Genomic DNA, 14,184 nt, shown 5'->3' with positions numbered 1-14,184 from the left:
GGCGGCGCCGGGCGGTGCGGACGGGTCAGTGCCAGCCGTAGCGGAGCCGGAGCCGGTCGGTCACCAGGCGGAAGCGGGCGCGGTCCAGTGCGCACGCCTCGCGGCGCATGCCCGACTCGTGCACGCGCAGCACCCGGTCCAGATTCACCCAGGACTCCCGTCCCGCCGCGTCCCAGGGGCCGGAGCCGATCGGCACCCACTCCCGGTCGGTGTCGTGGCGCTTGCTCGACAGCTGGACGGCGAGCAGCGTGCTCCCGCCCGCCTCCCGCGCCACCACCAGTACGGGGCGATCCTTGCCGCGGCCGTCGTTCTCCTCGTACGGGACCCAGGTCCAGACGATTTCCCCGGGGTCGGGATCCCCGTCGTGGTCGGGTGCGTACTCGGTCCGCACCGGGCCGATGGCGTGCGGATCGGCCTCGGTGGTTGCGGTGGCCCCGTCGCGGCCGGGCTGGTCGAGGGGGTGGTTGCCGTGGTGGGAAAGTGCCGTCATCCGGGTGAGGTTACTGGCTCCGGGCCCCGGCAGGCGGAATCCGGCCCTGGACCCGGGGCGGTCTGTCGGGGGTGTGGTTCGAGCGCTCCAGCGAGCGGTGTGTGATGACCAACGAGGCTCAGCCCGGCCTGCCGCACTCTCCGCTGATCCTGCGCGCCCTCGCGCGGGCGCACGACACCCGGCTGGACGCCCTGGCCGCGGTCGCCCGCCCGGGACGGGTCCGGCTCGGGGACCCGGTGCACCTGATCAGCAGCTGACGGCCGCGTCCGCGGAGCAACACCTGGCCTCCTCCCGGAACTTCACCCCCAGGCCTCGGTACGGGACCTCAGCCCGGCCGCTTCGTCGCCCAGCCCTCCGCTGCCTCCACCTGTGCGGCCAGGGCCAGCAGCGTCGGCTCCGCCTCGCCAGGACCCAACAGCTGGGCGCCCAGCGGGAGTCCGGATGCCGTGAATCCCGCCGGAATGTTCACCCCGGGCCAGCCCAGGACGTTCCACATCCAGGCGTACGGGCAGGCGGTGATCATCGCCCGGTCCGTGGCCATCGCCCCCAGGCCGGTCAGCGCGCCGATCCGCAGCGGGGGAGTGGCCGTCGTCGGGGTCAGGACCACGTCGAAGCGGCCGAAGATCTCGCCGACCCGCCGCCGCAGCACCGACTCCGCCCGGCGGGAGATCCGCAGCGGCAGGCCGCCCAGGATCCGGCCCGTCCGTACGGCCTCGTGCGTGCGCGGGTCCAGCAGCGCCCGGTCCGGCACCCGGGACGCCCAGTCCCGTACGCCCGTGGTCGCGCGGGGGACGAAGGTCAGGCCGATCGGGCCGTAGCGGGGGTCCTCCGGGACCACCTCGTGGCCCAGCGACTCCAGCCGCCCGGCCAGCCGCTCCACCGCCGAACGGACCTCCGGATCCAGGGACTTGGGTGTCGCCGTGAAGGGCATCGCGAAGGAGAGGGCGATCCGCAGCCTGCGCGGGGCGCGTCCGGCCGCCTCGACGGCCGAGATGCGGGCCGGCCGGTGCAGATCCTCGGGATGCGGGCCGCTCGCGGCGTCCAGCAGGAGCGCAGCGTCGGCGACCGTGCGGGCCAGTACGCCGTTGACCGTGAGCCCGTGGAACGACTCCGGCTCCGGCCAGGTGGAGATCCGCCCGCGCTGCGGCTTCACGCCTACCAGGTGGGTCCAGGCCGCGGGGATCCGTACCGAGCCCGCTCCGTCCGACCCGAGCGCCGCCGGGACCAGCCCCGCAGCCACCGCGGCCGCGGAGCCGCCCGAGGAACCGCCGGGCGTGTAGGCGGGGTTCCATGGATTGCGGGTCTCGCCGAAGGCGTCGCCCTCGGTGAAGGGCCACTGCCCCAGCTCCGGGGTCTGGGTCTTGCCGACGATCACGGCGCCGGCCGCGCGCAGCCTGCGTACCGCCTCACTGTCGGCGGTCTTCGCGGCGAAGTCACCCGCGCAGCCGAAGGCGGTCGGCTCGCCGGTCACGTCCATGTCGTCCTTGACGGCGAGCGGAACGCCCAGCAGCGGCCGCCGCTCCCCGGCGGCCAGCCGCCGGTCCGCCGCGTCCGCCTCCGCCAGAGCGGCCTCGGCCCGTACGGTACGGAAGGCGTTGAGCTCCGGCTGCGCGGCCGCGATCCGGCGCAGGGACCGTTGCGTCAACTGCCGTGACGATACGAGGCCTTCGGCGAGCGCGGCCGCCATCTCGACCAGGCCGGAGGGGTCGTCGGTACCGGCCACGGCCGCCGGTGCTGTTGCCTGCACTGAAGAATCCGACACCGCGACCACTCCCCCATGACCGGTTACCGCTCAGTAGGGAGACCGTAGTGGGGAGTGGCCGCGCGTGACTAGATCCAGCCCTCCAGAGAGGACATGAACCCGTCGAAGTCGTCGCGGTGGATGGTGTGTCCGGCCCCGGCGACCGAACGCACCTCGAAACCGCGGCCCTTGAGGATCTCCGCCCGCTCCCGCGTGATCAGGTGGCTCGGATCGGCGAGCTGCACCAGCGAGGGGACCGCCGGCGCGGCCGGCATCAGATCCGATCCCATCAGCGGGGCGAGGCCCAGTGCCGTCGCCTCGTCCCACACCGCCAGAGTCTCCAGCTCGATGTCGACGTCCGCCTCCTCCCAGCGCGGGTTCATCGCCTGGATCTGCTCCTTGGGCGCCGTCTTGAACTGCGCGAACAGCTCCGGCCCGAAGCCCTCGGCGGGAGCGGCGAGGTACCAGGCCGGGTCGGAGAACACCGCCCGCTTCGGCTTCAGCCGGTCCACCGCGAGCGACAGGGTCAGACCGCCCAGGGAGTGGCCGATGGCGAGCTCGGCACCGGCGGGCAGCGTGTCGGCCACGTCGTCGGCGTACAGCTGCGGGCCGTACTCACCGCGGCCGCTGGCCCCGTGGCCCCGCAGGTCCACGGCGATGACGCGGTAGCCGCGGTCGGCGAGGGCGGGACCGACCCGGCGCCAGGTCCGGTGGTCCGCCATGATGCCGTGGATCAGCAGGGCGATGCGGTCGCCCTCGCCCCAGGTGTGGGTGTGCAGCTGCACGGTGGTGCCCTTCTCTGTGCTGTCTGTGCCGTCTGAGTCGTCGGTGGGACTGTTCGGCGGGGAGGGATCGAAGGCGGCGTCGCGCGTCAGCGCACGCTGCGGATCGGCATCACGGCCAGGGCGCCCGCCACCGCCAGTACGGCCGCGACGACGAACAGGGCGGTGTATCCGCCGCTGAGCGAGACGATGACCGAGGCGATGAACGGCGCGATGATCTGCGGCCCGGCGTTGGCGATGTTGAGCACGCCCATGTCCCGGGCCGCGTCCTCGGCCTTGGGGAGCACCATCGTCACGAGCGCCGTGTCCACGGCCATGTAGCAGCCGAACGCGAGCCCGTTGACGGCCGAGAAGGCCAGCATCGCGGTCCAGCCGGTCGACACGGCCGGGATCACCAGCGCCACCGCGGACAGCAGGGCGGACGCGCCGACGAAGAGCTTGCGGCGGTCGAATCGGTCGGAGAGATAGCCGCCCAGGACCGTGGAGACGACCATCGCCACGCTGGTCAGAGGCATCATCACCGCGACCGCGGCCTCCGGCTCCATGCCGTCGGGCAGCACGGTGTGGTCCTGAAGGATGTACAGCTGGTACCCGCTCACGGCGAAGTAGCCGAGGATCAGGAGCGCCCGCCCGATGAAGGCCCAGCGGAAGTCGTGGTCGCGCAGCGCGCTCGCGAAGGCGGCGAGCTGGGCCTTGACGGGCAGGGGCGCGCGGGCCGGGAGTCGCTGTTCGCGGGTGCAGGCGGTGAAGAGGACCGCGGCCCCCGCGACGAGCGCGCCGAAGACGAGGTAGCCGGTGCGGTAGTCCTCGGAGAAGGCCGCACCGATCAGCGCGCCCAGCGTGGAGCCGAACGGCAGGCCCAGGCCGACCGCGGCCGAGGCCTTGCCGCGGGCGCTCATCGGCACCCGGTCGGGCACGACGGAGGTGATGGCGGCCTGGTAGATGTTCATGACGGCCTGGCCGAGGCACCAGGCGATCGTGATCAGCAGGATCGTGTCGGCGAAGCCGAGCAGGAACATCGCCGGTACGGCGGCGAGGCCGCCGCCGAGGATCCAGGGGTTGCGCCGTCCGCTGCGGTCGGACAGCGCGCCTGCGACGGGGTTGAAGACCGTCGCGAAGATCGCCGAGACCCCTGCGATCAGGCCGAAGTTCGACACCTTGTTCGCGGGGTCGATGTCTTCCACCTGGAGCGCGAGCAGGACGCCGGCGACGCCCACGTAGAGCGCGTACATCGCGGAATTTCCGACCAGCAGCAGCGGGAGCAGCCCGCGTCCGGGGCCGGACGGCGCGGATGCGTCGGTGGTGGCGGCGGTGGCGTTGCCGGTGCCGGGGGAGGAAAGGGCCACGGTGCCCTCCTGGGCGGGTGCGTGCGGATGAGGGGTACCTGCGGGGACGTACGGGAGGTGGGTGACTGATGCGAGGGGTGCGCGCCGCCCCGTCGCGACGGCGGGGGTGCGACGGAGCGCGACAGGGCGGCGGCACGGCGGGACACGTGGGGTGACACACCCGATGTGGGGACGTGACACCCTGGTTACACGTGTCAATGAATCGTGTAACCACTGTGTAGCACTCGTTTCACGCCATCCGCTAGCCCCCGGGCGCAACCGGTCTGGAAAGATGCCACGGCAATGTCTCAGTCATCGAAAACACCGAAGCCGCCGACACGGGCCTCCGGGACCGCCGCGCCGCCGCCCCCGGTGCCCACCAGCGCCGACGTGGCCCGTCTCGCGGGCGTTTCGCGCGCCACGGTCTCGTACGTGCTGAACAACGCGAAAGCCGTCCGCATCAGCGAGCCGACCCGCCGCAAGGTCCGCGAGGCCGCCGAGGAGCTCGGGTACGTCCCGCACGCGGCCGCCCGCAGCCTGCGCGCCGGGCACACCCGTATCGTGCTGCTGCCCACCTCCCACGTGCCGATCGGGCCGCTGTACAGCGGCTTCCTCAACGAACTCGAACGGGCCCTGCGCCGCCTCGACTACACGGTGGTCCAGTACGGGAGCCTCGGGCTCACCGGCGACGAGGCCGCCCGCGCCTGGGCGGAGCTGCGTCCGGTGGCGGTGATCTCCCTCGGCGAGATCACGCTCTCCGCGCGCAACGTCGCCACACTCAAGCGGGCCGGGGCCCGCGCAGTGATCACCATGGGCCCGGTCGGCGTGCCGGGGGCACACGCGCTGGTCATGAACCAGGAGGAGGTCGGCGCACGGGCCGCCGCCCACCTGGTCGAGCGCGGCCGGCGGCGGATCGGCGTGGTCGTGCCCGAGGAGGAGGGGCTGGAGCTGTTCTCCGCGCCCCGGCTGGCGGGTGCCCGCTCGGTGGCCGGCGCCGAGGTGGAGGCCCTCCCCATGGCCTACTCCGAGGACTCGGCCGCGGCGCTCGCGGCCCGCTGGCGCGGGCTCGGGCTGGACGCGGTCTTCGCGTACAACGACGAGTACGCGATGCTGCTGATGCGGGCCTTGCAGGACGAGGGGCTGCGCGTCCCCGAGGACGTCGCCGTCATCGGCGCCGACGACCTGCTCCTCGGACGGCTGCTGCGGCCGCGGCTGAGCACGGTGCAGATCGAGCTGCCGACCGGCGACCACTTGGCGTCGCTGGTGGACCACGCGGTGCGCGAGCCCTCGGAGGCCACGGAGCGGTACGACCTGATGGCGGCCGCGGCCATCGGGCGCGAGTCGACCTGACGACGGCGGGGCGGCCGCGCCGCGACTCGGCCGGGCCGCGACTCGGCCGGCCCCGGCTCGCCAACCCGCGGCCGGCCCGGCCGGGCCCTGAGCGCCGCGACCCGGGTCGCCGCCGCCAGGGGGCCGTTGACAGGCGGTGACGTGCGGACGGAGACTGCGGGCGCGCCCCACCAGGCGCGCCCGGCGGCGTCTCCCGGTGCACACACCGGCACCGATGCGCCACCGCCCGTACGGATCCGCCCAGGAGAGACCCATGAGCATCCGCACCGTCCGCGACGTCTACGTCGTCGACGCCGTCCGCACCCCGATCGGCAAGTTCGGCGGTGCCTTCGCCGGGGTCCGGCCGGACGACCTCGCCGCGCACGTGGTGCGCGCGCTGGTGGACCGTACGCCGGACCTCGATCCCGCGCGCATCGACGACGTGGTCTTCGGCGACGCCAACGGCGCGGGCGAGGACAACCGCGACGTGGCCCGCATGGCCGTGCTGCTGGCCGGACTGCCGGTGAGCGTCCCCGGGGCCACCGTCAACCGGCTCTGCGGCTCCGGCCTGGAAGCCGTGATCCAGGCGGCCCGCGCCATCGCCCTCGGCGACGCCTCCGTCGCCATCGCGGGCGGCGTCGAGTCGATGAGCCGCGCCCCCTGGGTGGTGCAGAAGCCCGAACGGGCCTTCCCCGCGGGCCACCAGCAGATGTGGTCCACCACCCTCGGCTGGCGGATGACCAACCCGCGCATGCCCGCGGAGTGGACCGGCTCGCTCGGCGAGGGCGCCGAACTCGTCGCCGACAAGCACGGGATCACGCGCGAGGCGCAGGACGCCTTCGCCCTGGAGAGCCACCGGAAGGCGGCGGCCGCCTGGGCGGCGGGGCTGTACGACGACGAGGTCGTGCCGTACGCCGGGGTGGACCTGGTGCGCGACGAGTGCATCCGCGAGGGATCCACCCCCGAGGCGCTGGCCCGCCTCAAGCCCGCCTTCCGGACGGACGGCAGCGGCACGGTGACGGCCGGCAACGCCTCCCCGCTCAACGACGGCGCCGCCGCCCTGCTGCTCACCGACGAGGCGGGGCTGGCGGCCACCGGCCGGGAGCCTCTCGCCCGGATCAGCGCCTCGGCCGTCACCGGCATCGAGCCGCAGCTGTTCGGCCTGGGCCCGGTGGACGCCGTCGAGCGGGCGCTGGCCAAGGCCGGGCGCTCGCTCGGCGACCTGGCCGCCTTCGAGCTCAACGAGGCTTTTGCCGCACAGGCGTTGGGCTGCCTGGCCGCATGGCCGGAGCTCGACCCGGCCGTGGTCAACCCGCGCGGCGGCGCCATCGCGATCGGCCACCCGCTCGGTGCCTCCGGGGCCCGGCTGGCCGGGGCGGTCGCGCACCAGCTGGCCGCGGCGGGTTCCGGGACCGGCATGGCGGCGCTGTGCATCGGCGTCGGGCAGGGCATCGCGCTCGTCCTGGAGCGCTGAGCCCGCCTCCTCGGCGGGTTGGGTGCGAGCGGCAGCGAACGGGGAGGCGTCGATCGTTTCCGGTCACTGTCGCTTGTCAACTGCCCTATAACTGAACAGAAGTGGAGCCTTCGGTCTGGCACGATGGCGCATGCTGCCGCCCCCCGCCACGCCCATCCCCACCCGGAGGCCCCGCGCCATGCCGCTCCTCGACCCGACGCTCTGGCAGGACGGACCCACCCTCACCGGCGGCGCCGCCCCGGTCGTCGAACCCGCCACCGGCCGTACCCTCGCCACCATCGACCTGGCCGCGCCCGCCGACGTCACGGAGGCCGCCGTACGGGCCGAGGCCGCCCAGCGCGACTGGGCGCGTGCCACCCACATCGAGCGGGCGGCCGTGCTGCGCCGCGCCGGGGACCTGTTCGCGGCGCACGCCGACGAGCTGGGCGAGTGGCTGGTGCGGGAGTCCGGCTCGATACCCGGCAAGGCCGCCTTCGAGCTGCACGTCGCCGCGCAGGAGTGCTACGAGGCCGCAGCGCTGGCCTCGCGCCCGACCGGGCAGGTGCTGCCCAGCGAGGCGCCCCGGCTGTCCTTCACCCGCCGGGTGCCGGCCGGGGTGGTCGGAGTCGTGGCCCCGTTCAACGCCCCGCTGATCCTGTCGATCCGCTCGGTCGCGCCGGCCCTGGCGCTCGGCAACGCGGTGCTGCTCAAGCCGGACCGCCGGACCGCCGTCAGCGGCGGGCTAGCCCTCGCCGCGGTCTTCGCCGCCGCCGGGCTGCCGGGCGGGCTGCTGCACGTCCTGCCCGGGGGCGCCGGGACCGGGGCCGCGGTGGTCGCCGACCCGCGCGTCCGGGTGGTGTCCTTCACCGGTTCCACCGCCACCGGGCGTATGGTCGGCGAGCTGGCGGGCCGTCACCTCACGCGTGCACACCTGGAATTGGGCGGCAACTCCGCGCTCGTCGTGCTCCGCGACGCCGATGTCGAGGCCGCCGTCGCCCAGGCCTCCTGGGGCTCCTTCTTCCACCAGGGCCAGATCTGCATGACCGCCGGACGCCACCTCGTGCACGCCTCGCTGTACGACGAGTACGTGGAACGGCTCGCCGCGCGGGCCGAGGAGCTGGCGGTGGGGGACCCGTACCGCGAGCAGGTCCACCTGGGCCCGCTGATCGACCGCGACCAGCTGGAGCGCGTACACGCCCTGGTGCAGGCGAGCACCGGGCAGGGCGCCAAACTCGTCGCGGGCGGCACCCACCGGGACCTCTTCTACCGCCCGACCGTGCTGGCGGAAGTCGCCGACGACACCCCCGCCTATGCGGAGGAGGTCTTCGGCCCGGTCGCGCCCGTACGGTCCTTCGCGACGGAGGAGGAGGCGGTCGAGCTCGCCTCGGCGGGCCCGTACGGGCTCTCCCTCGGGATCGTGACGCGTGACGCGGGGCGCGGGCTGGACCTGGCCGAGCGGATCCCGACCGGGATCGCGCACATCAACGACCAGACCGTCAACGACGAGGCGGTGGCCCCCTTCGGCGGGGTCGGCGCCTCCGGCACGGGCGCCCGCTTCGGCGGCGAGGCGAACCTGGACGCCTTCACGGAACTGCGCTGGACCACGGCCCGCACCACTCCCGCCGGCCACCCGTTCCAGGCCGTCCGGCCCGCCTCGGAATGATGGGGCCAGGCCGATCGTTCAAGGAGCAGACGGCTCTATCAGGAGGTCTGGACACCGTGGCTACAGTCGAGCTCACCAAGGAAAACTTCGACCAGACGGTCAGCGAGAACCCGTTCGTGCTGATCGACTTCTGGGCGGGCTGGTGCCGGCCGTGCCTGCAGTTCGCGCCCGTCTTCGAAAGGGCGTCGCAGGCCCATCCCGACCTGGTCTTCGCGAAGGTCGACACCGAGGCGCAGCAGGAGCTGGCCGGGGCCTTCCAGATCACCTCGATCCCGACCCTGATGATCGTCCGGGACCAGGTGGCCATCTTCGCCCAGCCCGGCGCGCTGCCGGAGGCGGCGCTGACCGACCTGATCGGGCAGGCCCGGGCGCTCGACATGGACGAGGTGCGCGCGAAGATCGCCGCCGGACAGCAGGCCGCGGGGGAGTCGGGCTCGGAGCCCGGCACGCCGGAGGCCTGAGTGCGTGACGCGGGCGCGGCCGGGCGGTGACACTGGCCCGTATGACCGAAGCCGTGGAGTACGACGTCGTGGTGCTCGGTGGGGGGCCGGCCGGCGAGAACATCGCCGACCGGACCCGCGCCGCCGGGCTGAGCACGGCCCTGGTGGAGAGCGAGCTCGTGGGCGGCGAGTGCTCCTACTGGGCCTGCGTCCCGAGCAAGGCCCTGCTGCGCCCCGTGCTGGCCCGGGCCGATGCCCGCCGGGTGCCGGGACTGGCGGCCGCCGCCCGGGGTCCGCTGGACCCGGCGGCGGTGTTCGCGCACCGCGACTACTGGACCGGCAGCTGGAAGGACGACGGCCAGGCCGACTGGCTCGACTCGATCGGCGCCCACCTGTACCGCGGCCACGGCCGGCTCTACGGGATCCGCAAGGTCTCCGTGACCAGCCCCGAGGGCGAGCACCACGTGCTGTCCGCCCGGCACGCGGTGGTGGTCGCCACCGGCTCGCGGGCCGTGATCCCCGCACTGCCCGGCATCACCGGGGCCCGCCCGTGGACCAGCCGGGAGGCGACCTCCGCCCAGGAGGTCCCCGGCAGACTGCTGATCGTGGGCGGCTCGGTGGTGGCCGCCGAGATGGCGACCGCTTGGCAGGGCCTCGGATCTCAGGTCACCGTACTCGTCCGCGGCTCCCGGCTGCTGCCGCGCATGGAGCCCTTCGCGGGCGAGCTGGTCGCCGACGCGCTGCGCGAGGCCGGCGCGGTGGTGCGTACGGGAGCGGCGGTCGAGGCGGTCGTACGGGACGGCTCGACCGGGCCCGTCACCGTGGTGCTGGAGGGCGGCGAGACCCTGGTCGGCGACGAGCTGCTGATGGCGACGGGCCGGGCGCCGCGGACCGAGGACATCGGGCTGGACACGCTGGGGCTCGCCCCGGGCGAGTGGATCGGGGTCGACGAGAGCTGCCGGGTGCCGGGGCACGACTGGCTGTACGCCGTCGGGGACGTCAACCACCGCGCGCTCCTCACTCACCAGGGCAAGTACCAGGCCCGGATCGCGGGCGCCGCCATCGCCGCCCGCGCGGCCGCCCGCGCGGCCGGCGGCGCCTCGTCGGGGGCCGAAGCCGACAGCGGCCGCTGGGGCGCGCACGCGGCGACCGCCGACACCCTGGCCCTCCCGCAGGTGGTCTTCACCGACCCGGAGGCGGCCGCCGTCGGCCTCGGCCTGGCCGAGGCGGAACGGGCCGGCCACCGGGTGCGCGCCGTCGACTACGACCTGTCCAAGGTCTCGGGCGCCGGGCTGTACGCCGACGGCTACCGCGGCCGGGCCCGGATGGTCGTCGACCTGGACCGCGAGGTCCTCCTCGGCGCCACCTTCGTGGGCCCGGGCGCCGCCGAACTGCTCCACTCGGCCACCGTCGCCGTCGCGGCGGAGGTCCCGATCGCGCGGCTGTGGCACGCGGTTCCCGCCTTCCCCACGATCAGCGAGATCTGGCTGCGCCTGCTGGAGGAGTACCGGGGGTAGGCCGACGGCCGCCGTGTGGCCGTCAGGCTGCGGCGAGGAGGGCCGGCAGCTCGCGCATGTCGCGGAACACGACGGTGCCGGCGCCTTCGAGCCGCTCGGCCGGGGTCAGCCCGCCGGCGTAGCCGAAGGCCCGCATGCCGGCGGCGCGGGCGGCCTGGACACCGGGCAGGCTGTCCTCGACCACCGCACACGCCGCCGGGTCGACGCCCATCTGCCGTGCGGCGTGCAGGAACAGGTCCGGGGCGGGCTTGCCGCGGCGGACCTCGGCGGCACTGTGGATGCGGCCCGCGAAGCGTGCGTAGAGGCCGGTGTGGCCCAGGGTGTGGCGCATCTTCTCGTGGGAGCCGCTGGAGGCCACGCAGGTCGGCAGGGTGATCGCGTCGAGTGCCTCGGGCAGCCCCTCGACGGGGGCCAGGCCGGCATCGACGGCCTCGCGGTGCAGCTGCTCGAACCGCTCCCACCAGAGGGCGGCGGTCACGTCGCCGAGCCGGGCGCCCACCTGCTCGCGGATGGAGGTGCCCGACCGCCCGATGAACCGGTCGATGATCTCCTGCTCGGTGAGCGGCCACCCCAACTCCGCTCCCAGGGCGACTTGGACGCGTACCGCGATGCGTTCGCTGTCGACCAGCACACCGTCGCAGTCGAATATCACGAGTTCAATCGGCTTGATCATCCCCGCAGCATAGGGGTGCGTCCTTTGGGCCGGATCCGCCGGGAGAGCGCGCACGGGGCTCTTTCACCGGGCCTCCCTCACCGCGCGAGCACCCTGTTGAATGAGGTGATCACCTCTCTGGACCAGAGACGAAGGAGTACACCGCTCGTGATCGTGATCGCCCACCTCAGCGATGTCCATCTCGACGGCGGCGCGCGGGCCGCCGACCGCACCCGCGCCGTCATGGAGTACCTCGACAGCCTTCCGTACGACCTGGACGCCGTTCTGGTGAGCGGGGACATAGCCGACCGCGGCGCCCCCGCCGAGTACGAGGAAGCCGTCAAACTGCTGCGCTCGCGGCACCCGTTGGTCGTCAGCCCCGGCAACCACGACGAGCGGATCGCCTTCCGGCAGGGGATGCGGGGGGAGGGCGCCGCGGCGTCCGCGCAGCCGGTCGACCAAGTGCTGCGCGGGGACGGCTTCGTCCTCGCGGTGTGCGACTCGTCCGTACCCGGCGAGGACCACGGCCTGCTGGAGGAGTCCACGCTCGGCTGGCTGGACGGCGTACTGGCCGACACGCCCCGGGAGACCCCGGTGCTGGTCGCCTTCCACCACCCGCCGGTCCCGCTGCACACCCCGTACGTCGACGACATCCGGCAGTTCGGCGAGGAGCGGCTGGCGGCGCTGGCCGAACGCCACCCCCACCTCACGGCCTTCCTGTGCGGGCACGCCCACACCGCGGCAGCGACCACCTTCGCGGGGCGGCCGCTGCTGGTGGCGCCGGGCGTGGTCTCCACCCTGCGGCTCCCGTGGGAGACCCAGACGGGGCCCGACCACCACGTCCACCTCGACGAGCCGCCCGCCGTCGCCTTCCATGTCCTGGGCGGGGACGGGCGTCTGACGACCCATTACCGGGTGGTCGTCGCCCGCCGGTAGCTGCTGCGGTCCGGGTCGGGCCAGACGGTGTCTGGCGCAGCCGAGCGGCCCGCCGCCCCGGACGCGCTCCGGGGGGCGGGCCGCACGCGTGGGGGTTCAGGGCCCTACGGTGATCTGCTGGGCCGGGTCGGTCGAGTCGGCGACGAGGTAGACCGCGTTGAAGGTGGACGAGGTCGCGCTCGTCGGGCAGCCGAACCCGCCGGTGACCTTGACCGGCACGGACGCGTTGGCGAAGGTCAGGCTCGACGGCGCGCCGTTGGTCCAGCTGCCGGCGACGTTCGCCGCGGCCGTGGGCGCCGCGGTGACGGTGCAGGTGGCGAGCCCGGTCGTCTTGAGCACCAGCCCGCCGAGCGGCACGGTCATGGTCGCGGTGATCGGGGAGCCGTCCTGCATCGACACCGACCAGGCGCCGCTGGTCGTGACCGTGGGGGTCACGCCCGGCAGGCTGGAGGTGCAGGAGCTGTACGCAGGCGGCGAGATCGGCGAGGAGACCGGCCCGGCGGCGTTGTGGTTGCCGGGGGCGCCCGGGACCGTACCGGTGGAGACGGAGACCGAACAGGTCACCGTCACCGAACCGGCCTTGAGGGTGGCCTTCCCGCTGAGGGTGGCCTGGAAGGAGTGCCCGGCCGGGGTGACGGTGCTCGACCCGGCCAGCGGCAACGGCGCTGCGGAGGCGGTGGCCGAGGCCACCGACAGGGCTCCGGCGGCGGCCATCCCGAGTGCGAGTGCGGTGCGCGTACGGCTCATGGCTGTGCTCCTTGGGGATCCTGGTGCAGGGTGGGGGAGGCGGAGCTGGGGGAAGGGCTGGGGGAGGAGCTGGGGAGCGGGGCGGCGTCCGGCTGCCAGGCGAACATCAGGCCGCCGCCGAGAATCCCGAGCAGGGTGCCGATCAGGAACCCGCCCAGGTTCGACAGGACCAGGGCGGCGGTGGCGATCAGCGTGGTGAGGACACCGGCCAGGTTCCGCTGCGGGGGCGAGAACCAGGCGGTGAGGCCGAGCACGATCATGACGAGGCCCATCAGCACGGAGGGGATGCCCGCCACCCCCTGCTGGAGCATGACCTTCAGCGGTGCGAGGGGCAGGAGGCAGATCTCGGTTCCGGCGAGGACGGCGAGGAGCCCGCCCCAGAACGGCCTGCTGCGCCGCCACCGCCGCCAGCGGATCAGAAGCATTCCTTCTTGCCCTTGCTGATGTTCATGCTGAGCCCGGAGAGCTTGAAGGTGCCGGCGTTCGTCGCCCACGCCGTCTGCTGGAGGTTGGTGATACTGACCGTGTCCGCCTGCTGGGCGAAGAGGTCCTGCATCCCCTGCGCGTCGGCCGGCCCCTTGTCGAGGGTGGAGGCGTCGCGCCCGATCTCGATGTTGCGGAAGACGGCGTCGCCGGAGAGCTGCGTCGCGTCGACGAACAGGTTGCTCGCCTCGACCGGGGTCTTCTGGCCCGCGGTGAGGTTGAGAGAGATCTCCCCGATCACCGGGAGGGAGGTGACCACGGACTGGCACAGGCTGTTGAGCTTCGCCTCCCTGATGGCGGTGACCGCCACCGGGATGAGCTCCTCTCGGGCGTTGACGTCGACGCTGCCGTACTGGGCGAAGCCCTGGCCCTCCAGGCTCTTCGCCGACACCTTGAACTGCTGCCCCGACACGGCGAAGGAGGCGGCGAGCGCGCCCTGCGCGAGGGCGATGCCGAGGCCGGCGGTGACGGCTACGGCGGGGACGGTCAAGACCGCGAACCGGCGCCAGCGGACGCGGCCACCGCCTGAGGGAGGTGTGGGAAGTACGGGGGACTCGGGTAACTCGGGGGAATCTGCCATGAGATCGTCCCTTATTTCGGCTGTGCACCGTTGTTACCGACGAGTT

15 protein-coding genes are annotated in these 14,184 nt (G+C 73.8%); 7 read left to right on the top strand and 8 right to left on the bottom strand.

What is annotated here, in order from left to right:
- Positions 1-25: 25 nt before the first annotated feature.
- Positions 26-490 (bottom strand): type II toxin-antitoxin system PemK/MazF family toxin, encoded by a 465-nt coding sequence (locus tag J7E94_RS04000; protein ID WP_215012344.1) that lies wholly within the window; start codon positions 488-490, stop codon positions 26-28.
- A gap of 104 nt (positions 491-594) precedes the next feature.
- Here J7E94_RS04000 and J7E94_RS03995 point away from each other — a divergent pair, with 104 nt between their 5' ends.
- A complete protein-coding gene (locus J7E94_RS03995) occupies positions 595-747 on the top strand; it encodes a Fe-S protein (RefSeq protein ID WP_215012342.1) in 153 nt (50 codons plus the stop codon).
- 68 nt (positions 748-815) lie between these two features.
- Here J7E94_RS03995 and J7E94_RS03990 read toward each other — a convergent pair whose 3' ends face one another.
- The 3 genes from J7E94_RS03990 to J7E94_RS03980 form a co-directional block, all read right to left on the bottom strand.
- Positions 816-2,252: an amidase gene (locus J7E94_RS03990; protein WP_374224390.1), complete on the bottom strand. Its 1,437-nt coding sequence runs from the start codon at positions 2,250-2,252 to the stop codon at positions 816-818.
- Positions 2,253-2,320: 68 nt separating this feature from the next.
- Entirely contained in the window at positions 2,321-3,016 is a 696-nt protein-coding gene (locus tag J7E94_RS03985; protein ID WP_215012340.1) for an alpha/beta fold hydrolase, read from the bottom strand.
- Between the two features lie 86 nt (positions 3,017-3,102).
- The gene (locus tag J7E94_RS03980; RefSeq protein WP_215012338.1) at positions 3,103-4,359 is read right to left on the bottom strand and encodes an MFS transporter; all 1,257 of its coding nucleotides are present in this window, start codon (positions 4,357-4,359) and stop codon (positions 3,103-3,105) included.
- 282 nt (positions 4,360-4,641) lie between these two features.
- Here J7E94_RS03980 and J7E94_RS03975 point away from each other — a divergent pair, with 282 nt between their 5' ends.
- From J7E94_RS03975 to J7E94_RS03955, 5 genes are all read left to right on the top strand, one after another.
- Entirely contained in the window at positions 4,642-5,688 is a 1,047-nt protein-coding gene (locus J7E94_RS03975; RefSeq protein WP_215012336.1) for a LacI family DNA-binding transcriptional regulator, read from the top strand.
- Positions 5,689-5,941: 253 nt separating this feature from the next.
- On the top strand, positions 5,942-7,141 hold the full coding sequence (locus tag J7E94_RS03970; protein WP_215012334.1) for a thiolase family protein: 1,200 nt from the start codon (positions 5,942-5,944) through the stop codon (positions 7,139-7,141).
- A gap of 178 nt (positions 7,142-7,319) precedes the next feature.
- A complete protein-coding gene (locus J7E94_RS03965; RefSeq protein ID WP_215012332.1) occupies positions 7,320-8,783 on the top strand; it encodes an aldehyde dehydrogenase family protein in 1,464 nt (487 codons plus the stop codon).
- Entirely contained in the window at positions 8,783-9,244 is a 462-nt protein-coding gene (locus tag J7E94_RS03960; RefSeq protein WP_215012500.1) for a thioredoxin family protein, read from the top strand. Before J7E94_RS03965 ends, J7E94_RS03960 begins: the two co-directional genes overlap by 1 nt.
- 41 nt (positions 9,245-9,285) lie before the next feature.
- Complete coding sequence (locus J7E94_RS03955) at positions 9,286-10,740, top strand: NAD(P)/FAD-dependent oxidoreductase (protein WP_215012330.1); 1,455 nt, start codon at positions 9,286-9,288, stop codon at positions 10,738-10,740.
- A 22-nt stretch (positions 10,741-10,762) separates the two neighbouring features.
- On the opposite strand, the gene J7E94_RS03950 is transcribed toward J7E94_RS03955, so the two are convergent.
- Positions 10,763-11,413, bottom strand: coding sequence for an HAD family phosphatase (locus J7E94_RS03950; protein WP_215012328.1), 651 nt, complete (start codon positions 11,411-11,413; stop codon positions 10,763-10,765).
- A 147-nt stretch (positions 11,414-11,560) separates the two neighbouring features.
- Here J7E94_RS03950 and J7E94_RS03945 point away from each other — a divergent pair, with 147 nt between their 5' ends.
- Positions 11,561-12,328, top strand: a complete 768-nt coding sequence (locus J7E94_RS03945; protein WP_215012327.1) for a metallophosphoesterase — start codon at positions 11,561-11,563, stop codon at positions 12,326-12,328.
- Between the two features lie 96 nt (positions 12,329-12,424).
- Here the strand turns inward: J7E94_RS03945 and J7E94_RS03940 are convergent, their stop codons facing one another.
- The 3 genes from J7E94_RS03940 to J7E94_RS03930 are packed head-to-tail and all read right to left on the bottom strand — an operon-like array spanning position 12,425 to position 14,138.
- On the bottom strand, positions 12,425-13,075 hold the full coding sequence (locus J7E94_RS03940) for a hypothetical protein (protein WP_215012325.1): 651 nt from the start codon (positions 13,073-13,075) through the stop codon (positions 12,425-12,427).
- Positions 13,072-13,500: a DUF6114 domain-containing protein gene (locus J7E94_RS03935; RefSeq protein ID WP_215012322.1), complete on the bottom strand. Its 429-nt coding sequence runs from the start codon at positions 13,498-13,500 to the stop codon at positions 13,072-13,074. The genes J7E94_RS03940 and J7E94_RS03935 overlap by 4 nt, the downstream gene beginning before the upstream one ends.
- Entirely contained in the window at positions 13,491-14,138 is a 648-nt protein-coding gene (locus J7E94_RS03930; RefSeq protein ID WP_215012320.1) for a DUF6230 family protein, read from the bottom strand. The genes J7E94_RS03935 and J7E94_RS03930 overlap by 10 nt, the downstream gene beginning before the upstream one ends.
- Positions 14,139-14,184: the final 46 nt, after the last annotated feature.

Origin of the sequence: Streptomyces sp. ISL-94, assembly GCF_018614075.1 — a bacterium.
Classification (GTDB): Bacteria; Actinomycetota; Actinomycetes; order Streptomycetales; family Streptomycetaceae; genus Streptomyces.
Note: the sequence above shows the minus strand (reverse complement) of the source record. Positions and strands in the feature narration are given on the sequence as shown.

What these genes read in the sequence shown, in the direction of transcription:
- J7E94_RS04000 (WP_215012344.1), bottom strand. Translation starts at nt 490, where the DNA reads ATGACGGCACTTTCCCACCACGGCAACCACCCCCTCGACCAGCCCGGC.
- J7E94_RS03995 (WP_215012342.1), top strand. Translation starts at nt 595, where the DNA reads ATGACCAACGAGGCTCAGCCCGGCCTGCCGCACTCTCCGCTGATCCTG.
- J7E94_RS03975 (WP_215012336.1), top strand. Translation starts at nt 4,642, where the DNA reads ATGTCTCAGTCATCGAAAACACCGAAGCCGCCGACACGGGCCTCCGGG.
- J7E94_RS03970 (WP_215012334.1), top strand. Translation starts at nt 5,942, where the DNA reads ATGAGCATCCGCACCGTCCGCGACGTCTACGTCGTCGACGCCGTCCGC.
- J7E94_RS03965 (WP_215012332.1), top strand. Translation starts at nt 7,320, where the DNA reads ATGCCGCTCCTCGACCCGACGCTCTGGCAGGACGGACCCACCCTCACC.
- J7E94_RS03960 (WP_215012500.1), top strand. Translation starts at nt 8,783, where the DNA reads ATGGGGCCAGGCCGATCGTTCAAGGAGCAGACGGCTCTATCAGGAGGT.
- J7E94_RS03955 (WP_215012330.1), top strand. Translation starts at nt 9,286, where the DNA reads ATGACCGAAGCCGTGGAGTACGACGTCGTGGTGCTCGGTGGGGGGCCG.
- J7E94_RS03950 (WP_215012328.1), bottom strand. Translation starts at nt 11,413, where the DNA reads ATGATCAAGCCGATTGAACTCGTGATATTCGACTGCGACGGTGTGCTG.
- J7E94_RS03940 (WP_215012325.1), bottom strand. Translation starts at nt 13,075, where the DNA reads ATGAGCCGTACGCGCACCGCACTCGCACTCGGGATGGCCGCCGCCGGA.
- J7E94_RS03935 (WP_215012322.1), bottom strand. Translation starts at nt 13,500, where the DNA reads ATGCTTCTGATCCGCTGGCGGCGGTGGCGGCGCAGCAGGCCGTTCTGG.
- J7E94_RS03930 (WP_215012320.1), bottom strand. Translation starts at nt 14,138, where the DNA reads ATGGCAGATTCCCCCGAGTTACCCGAGTCCCCCGTACTTCCCACACCT.